This is a genomic window from Streptococcus sp. HMSC074F05 (genome assembly GCF_001808725.1).
Taxonomy (GTDB): Bacteria; Bacillota; Bacilli; order Lactobacillales; family Streptococcaceae; genus Streptococcus; species Streptococcus parasanguinis_I.
This window is the reverse complement of record NZ_KV794411.1, coordinates 780,296-787,129: the sequence shown is the minus strand read 5'-3', so window position 1 is coordinate 787,129 and position 6,834 is coordinate 780,296. Positions and strand designations below refer to the sequence as shown.

General features: G+C 42.7%; 7 protein-coding genes. All 7 read left to right on the top strand.

The annotated features are described in order from the left end of the window. Positions 1-102 precede the first annotated feature (102 nt). Positions 103-927 carry a ZIP family metal transporter gene (locus HMPREF2685_RS07575; RefSeq protein ID WP_070466209.1) on the top strand — a complete coding sequence of 275 codons (825 nt, stop codon included), beginning with the start codon at positions 103-105 and terminating at the stop codon, positions 925-927. Between the two features lie 92 nt (positions 928-1,019). Then, the gene (gene rfbA, locus HMPREF2685_RS07570; protein ID WP_070466207.1) at positions 1,020-1,889 is read left to right on the top strand and encodes a glucose-1-phosphate thymidylyltransferase RfbA; all 870 of its coding nucleotides are present in this window, start codon (positions 1,020-1,022) and stop codon (positions 1,887-1,889) included. Continuing rightward, entirely contained in the window at positions 1,889-2,482 is a 594-nt protein-coding gene (locus HMPREF2685_RS07565; RefSeq protein WP_070466205.1) for a dTDP-4-dehydrorhamnose 3,5-epimerase family protein, read from the top strand. The genes rfbA and HMPREF2685_RS07565 overlap by 1 nt, the downstream gene beginning before the upstream one ends. 269 nt (positions 2,483-2,751) lie before the next feature. After that, entirely contained in the window at positions 2,752-3,798 is a 1,047-nt protein-coding gene (gene rfbB / locus HMPREF2685_RS07560) for a dTDP-glucose 4,6-dehydratase (protein ID WP_070466203.1), read from the top strand. Between the two features lie 124 nt (positions 3,799-3,922). Beyond that, positions 3,923-5,014 (top strand): hypothetical protein, encoded by a 1,092-nt coding sequence (locus tag HMPREF2685_RS07555; protein ID WP_070466202.1) that lies wholly within the window; start codon positions 3,923-3,925, stop codon positions 5,012-5,014. 141 nt (positions 5,015-5,155) lie between these two features. Beyond that, the gene (gene udk / locus HMPREF2685_RS07550) at positions 5,156-5,794 is read left to right on the top strand and encodes a uridine kinase (RefSeq protein ID WP_003002524.1); all 639 of its coding nucleotides are present in this window, start codon (positions 5,156-5,158) and stop codon (positions 5,792-5,794) included. A 183-nt stretch (positions 5,795-5,977) separates the two neighbouring features. Continuing rightward, positions 5,978-6,658 (top strand): YoaK family protein, encoded by a 681-nt coding sequence (locus HMPREF2685_RS07545; protein ID WP_031576960.1) that lies wholly within the window; start codon positions 5,978-5,980, stop codon positions 6,656-6,658. Positions 6,659-6,834: the final 176 nt, after the last annotated feature.

The following is a 6,834-nucleotide window of genomic DNA, read 5'->3' as shown; positions in this document are numbered from 1 at the left end:
TACCGATTTCTGTCCCACTCTCTTTTTTTCGAAAGACCTTCCTTCATTCGGATAAAAATAGTAGAATAGAACAAGTGAATCAACAAGAAAATGGGAGTTGTTATGAATTGGTTTCAATCACAATCCGTGGTCTTGCAGGCCTTTATCGCAGGATTGTTTACATGGGGCTGTACCATTGTCGGGTCAGCCATTGTCTTTTTCTTCAAGCATATTAGTCGTAAATTACTGGACATCATGATGGGATTTGCTGCGGGGGTCATGATTGCGGCGTCATTTTGGTCCCTCTTGCAACCGTCTATTGAGTATGCGGAAAAATCATATGGGAGCCTGGCTTGGTTTCCGGCTGCTATCGGTTTTCTAGCTGGAGGTTTTTTTCTCCGCTTGATCGATGCTATCGTTCCTCACCTTCATATGAGTAAGGAGATTGAGGAGGCAGAGAGCATCCATTCGCCACGGGAGAAGAAGTTGTCTAAGACAACCCTCCTTTTTCTCGCCATTACCATTCATAATTTTCCAGAAGGCTTAGCAGTCGGAGTAGCCTTTGGGGCTCTCGCCAGTAATCCAAGTCCAGAAGCCTTTATCGGGGCGGTTGGTTTGGCTATCGGGATTGGCTTACAAAATATCCCTGAAGGTGCTGCTCTCTCGATCCCGATCCGGACGGATGGAAAATCCCGTCTCAATGCCTTTTATTGGGGGTCTATGTCCGCCATCGTGGAACCAGTAGGAGCCCTGCTAGGTGCAGTAGCGGTCCTATCTATGACGGCCATCTTGCCGTATGCCCTTTCTTTTGCGGCAGGTGCGATGATCTTTGTAGTGGTCGAAGAGTTGATCCCAGATTCCCAGACTAACGGCAACACAGATGTTGCGACCCTCGGTCTCATGGTTGGATTTGTCATTATGATGATCCTAGACGTCGCTTTGGGATAACCTGTCATCACCTTGCAACACAAATGCAAGGTGACTTTTTTATATAAACATGATAAAATAGGGGTAATGAATACGTAGAAAGGCCTAACATTATGAAAGGTATTATTTTAGCTGGTGGTTCGGGTACTCGTTTGTATCCTTTGACTCGTGCCGCTTCCAAACAGTTGATGCCCATTTACGACAAGCCAATGATTTACTACCCATTGTCAACTCTTATGTTAGCAGGGATCAAAGAAATCTTGATCATCTCAACTCCGCAAGATCTTCCTCGTTTTGAAGAGCTTCTTGGAGATGGTTCTGAACTTGGGATTTCCCTCTCTTATGCAGAGCAACCAAGTCCAGACGGCTTGGCACAAGCCTTTATCATTGGTGAAGAGTTCATTGGTGACGATCATGTTGCCCTCGTTCTTGGAGATAATATCTTCCACGGAAATGGTCTAACCAAGATGTTGCAACGGGCTGAAGCCAAAGAAAAAGGGGCGACTGTCTTTGGTTACCAAGTCAAAGATCCAGAACGCTTCGGTGTGGTAGAGTTTGATGATGATATGAATGCCATCTCTATCGAAGAAAAACCAGAACATCCAAAATCAAACTTTGCGGTGACAGGACTTTACTTCTATGACAATGATGTCGTAGAGATTGCTAAAAACATCAAACCAAGTCCTCGTGGCGAGCTTGAAATCACTGATGTCAACAAGGCCTATTTGGAGCGTGGAGATCTCTCTGTTGAGCTCATGGGCCGTGGTTTTGCTTGGTTGGATACAGGAACTCATGAAAGTCTCTTGCAGGCTTCTCAATATATTGAGACTGTTCAACGCTTGCAAAACGTCCAAGTAGCTAACCTTGAGGAAATCGCCTATCGCATGGGTTATATCACCAAAGAACAAGTTCATGAATTAGCGCAATCACTGAAGAAAAACGAATACGGACAATACTTGCTCCGTTTGATTGGAGAAGCTTAATGACAGAACAATTTTTCGGAAAAGAATTAGCAGCCCGCAAGATTGAAGCCATCCCAGGCTTGTTGGAGTTTGATATTCCAGTCCATGGGGACAACCGTGGCTGGTTCAAGGAAAACTTCCAAAAAGAAAAAATGCTTCCTCTTGGATTTCCTGAAAGCTTCTTTGCGGAAGGCAAGTTGCAAAACAATATTTCATTCTCTCGTAAGAATGTTTTGCGTGGCTTGCATGCAGAGCCTTGGGACAAGTACATCTCTGTAGCAGATGAAGGCAAGGTTCTTGGAACTTGGGTAGACCTTCGTGAAGGCGATAGCTTTGGGAATACCTACCAAACCGTGATCGATGCTTCAAAAGGCATCTTCGTCCCTGGTGGTGTTGCCAATGGGTTCCAAGTTTTGACAGACAAAGTTGCTTATACATACTTAGTCAATGACTACTGGGCACTGGAACTCAAACCAAAATATGCTTTTGTCAACTATGCAGATCCAAGCCTAGATATCCAATGGGAAAACTTGGAAGAAGCAGAAGTCTCAGAAGCAGACAAGAATCACCCACTGCTTAAAGATGTCAAACCCCTAAAAGCAGAAGATTTGTAAGAATGAAGCTCTTAAAACAATCAAGAACATCATTATATAGTTTTTAGCTTTGCTATAAACGAGCGAAGCGAGCTATATGCTTAGCTTTCCGCCGTGAGAAAAGCACCTGAACCATTGTGTTTCAGGTGCTCGGAAGTTTTGAGACACTAGGCTCAAAACTTAGTCATGGAACTTCTTCGAAGTTCGCTGACGTCCGTACTCACCTAAGGAAAGCTAAAAAAAGATTGATTTAAGGAACTATTAAGAAAAAACAATTTTTTGGAGAAAAAATGACTGAATACAAAAACATCATCGTAACCGGTGGAGCTGGTTTCATCGGTTCAAACTTCGTACACTATGTCTACAACAACCATCCAGACGTGCATGTGACTGTCCTTGACAAACTCACTTACGCTGGTAACCGTGCCAATATCGAAGAAATCCTTGGAGATCGTGTCGAGTTGGTGGTGGGAGACATCGCTGATGCTGAATTGGTTGATAAATTGGCTGCTAAGGCTGATGCGATTGTTCACTACGCGGCTGAAAGTCACAATGATAATTCATTGAACGACCCATCACCATTTATCCACACAAACTTCATCGGTACATACACACTTTTGGAAGCGGCTCGTAAATACGACATTCGTTTCCACCACGTGTCAACAGACGAAGTGTATGGAGACCTTCCATTGCGTGAAGATCTTCCTGGACATGGGGAAGGTCCTGGTGAAAAATTCACTGCTGAAACCAAATACAACCCATCATCACCTTATTCATCAACCAAGGCTGCTTCTGACTTGATTGTGAAAGCTTGGGTTCGTTCATTTGGTGTTAAAGCAACGATTTCTAACTGTTCAAACAACTACGGTCCATACCAACACATTGAAAAATTCATCCCACGTCAAATCACCAACATCTTGTCTGGCATCAAGCCAAAACTTTATGGTAAAGGGAAGAACGTCCGTGACTGGATCCACACCAACGACCACTCAACTGGTGTTTGGGCTATCCTCACTAAAGGCCGTATCGGTGAAACTTACCTGATCGGTGCCGATGGTGAAAAGAACAACAAGGAAGTGCTTGAATTGATCCTTGAAAAAATGGGTCAACCAAAAGATGCCTACGACCGTGTAACAGACCGTGCTGGTCACGATTTGCGTTACGCTATTGATTCAACCAAATTGCGTGAAGAATTGGGTTGGGAACCACAATTCACAAACTTCGAAGCAGGTTTGGAAGACACCATCAAGTGGTACACAGACAACCAAGACTGGTGGAAAGCTGAAAAAGAAGCTGTAGAAGCCAATTACGCGAAAACACAAAAAGTTTTGAAATAATAAAGAAAGTCCAAGTGGAAAACTGCTTGGGCTTTTTCTTTTATTTTCTGAAAATCACAAAATTTACCATGGATTTATGGTATAATATGGTTAGTTTTTATGCTGAATCAATAAGGGGGATATGATGAATCAAAAAGATTGGGTTGAATACTTTGAAGCGATCAATGGTCGCAAGCCAAGTATGCAAGAATTTCAAGAAGCGCGTGAAAAAGGGGAGTTTGTCGTAGAGCGAAAAGAAGCGCCGACTCCAGCAACTGAGGCGCAGGCTCCTGCTCAGGAAGCACCTGTTGCACCTAGCGCACCTCTTTCACAAGAGCAGACAGCTTTTGTCCAACCACAACCATCGGCGAAAACCTTGCAACCTGTTCCAAGACCGAAAAAATTGACATTTTCTTTCAATAAACAAACAAAGATTGGGGTCGCAGTTGCGGGACTTGTCGCAGTAATTGCTCTTGCTTGGTTCTTTTTCTTTTCAGGTGGACCAAGTCTAGATGGGGTTTGGTTGAGAAATACGGATTCTAGTCCGGTCACTTATGAACTAAGTGGAAAGAAACAAAAAGTCAATGGTGGCGAGACCATCAAAAAGGTTCTCAAGGGCAATGAAGCGAAAAAAGAATTTAATACAGCACTTTCTTTGTTGAATGCATCTGACTTGCATTCACTTGCGGATGTCGATAAGAAATTTAACCTGAAGACGACAGAAATAGTTGTTATTAAGTCTGGTGGGAACACACGCTATAACTTGCTCCAAAAAGACGGAAGCAATATTATTTTAAGAAATGATTTATTCGACTTGAAAACTTATAAATCATACGAAGGAAACTTTGAAGAAAATTTGGTTTATCACAAGGTTGAAACACCTAAGGCCATGGTTGGAAAATGGAAGAATGTGACAGAAGGAGATAATACAACTGTTCAGATTTCAGATCATGGAATTATTAGTGATAAGTATTACGATAGCAAGGCTTACGCATTCTATTCTCTAGCTGATTCAGAAAAGTATGATGGAGACACGACTTCTAAAGAAGAAATTGAACACACATTTGAAGTCATTCAAGAAGCGGTGAAATCAGAAGGCTATCAAGTGAAGAGCGCTAAGGAAGTCTATATACAAGCTAATTCAAATTATTGTTTCGTACCTGTCAACGGTGGAAAAAATATACTTGTCTTACGTGGTGGTAATGAATTTGCCGCAAAATTAGAAAAAGTGAAATAATGAAAGGACCGCAAGGTCCTTTTTGTTTCCAAATTTCTGACTGAAAAACTATTCATGTCTAGGCAAAAATATGGTAAAATGGATAAGATGTATCTGAGATGTCTATTTCTTCTCAGACAACTAGAGGTAATGGAGTAGAAAATGCAAAATAGACCTATTATTATTGGTGTTACTGGTGGTTCTGGTGGTGGAAAGACCAGTGTGTCTCGTGCCATTTTGGCCAATTTTCCGAATGAAAAGATTGCCATGATTGAGCATGATTCTTATTACAAGGACCAAAGTCATTTGACCTTTGAGGAGCGGATCAAGACTAACTATGACCATCCTTTTGCCTTTGATACGGACTTGATGATTGCGCAGATCAATGAACTCTTGGAGGGTCGTCCGGTAGATATTCCAACTTATGACTATGCTGAACATACGCGCAGCAGCAAGACCTATCGTCAGGAACCACAAGATGTTTTCATCGTGGAAGGAATCTTAGTTCTTGAAGACAAGCGTCTTCGGGACTTGATGGACATCAAGATTTTCGTTGATACGGATGATGATGTGCGGATCATTCGCCGGATCAAGCGCGATATGGAGGAGCGTGGCCGGAGTCTTGATAGCGTCATTGAGCAATACCTTGGTGTGGTAAAACCGATGTACCACCAGTTCATCGAGCCAACCAAGCGCTATGCGGACGTGATCATTCCTGAAGGAGTGACCAACACGGTAGCGATTGATTTGATCACAACCAAGATTGAAAAAATCCTCAACGAAGCGCGTGAGGGAAAATAAAAAAAGAGAGAAGAAGGGCAACTGGTCACCAAGTGTCTACGGATAGGAGGAGTGACGGAATAACGCAGTGGCTGATTTTGCTATTTAAGCTTGGAAGACTTCTGGATCAGCCTTGCGGGGGTGGTACTCGTGACGTTTGGGAACGTTCTGTATCACTCCCTCTTTTTCTTAGGGAGAATGGAAATGAAAAGGGAGTTTCATTCGCGGACCAAGGCGTTCGCTTGTTTATTGACCATGTGTGCTGGTTTTTCAGATGCTTATACCTTTATTTGTCGGGGTGGGACCTTGGCGGCAGGCCAGACGGGAAATGTGGTCTTTCTATCGGTTGGTTTGATTGGCCAGCAGATCTCAGATGTAGAAGTGAAGTTAGCCACGATGCTGGCCTTTATGCTGGGAATCTTTTTGATGACGGTTTTACGTCGCTTGATTGACAATTCAGTCTGGCGCTTGAGTACCCTGGTGCCCTTTATCCTCACGACATTGGTGACGGGATTTTTACCAGCATCGGTAAAAAATGTCTTCATCGTGCCTTTTTTTAGCCTGAGTTTGGGAATCGTAGCGACCTCATTTGGAGAAGTAGATGGCTATGCCTACAACCACTCCTTTATGACCGGAAATCTCAAGAAAACCATGGTAGCTTATGGAGATTTTGTTAGAGACAGGGAGATGAAATTCCTCTGGGAAGCCATCTTTATGACCTGCCTGATCGGGAGTTTCGTCTGTGGGGCCATCTTTTCGACCTACTTGATCCAGTTTTATGGACTAAAGACGATTTGGCTGGTGGCCATCATCTTGACCATCTTTTTAATCTACCGGGCCATTCAATATTTTGAAGTCTTTCACTTCAATCGACGACATGAATAGATAAAATGATTTTAAAAAATAAGTTAAATGATTTTGCAAAGAAATAAAACTGAAATTTCATTTTTAAAATGAATCCAGAATATATTGAAACTTTCTGACGTCCGTCCTCACCTAAGGAAAGTTTTTAAGAGAACTTATCTATATTCCAGAGGCTGGGACAAAAGTCCTAGCCTCTC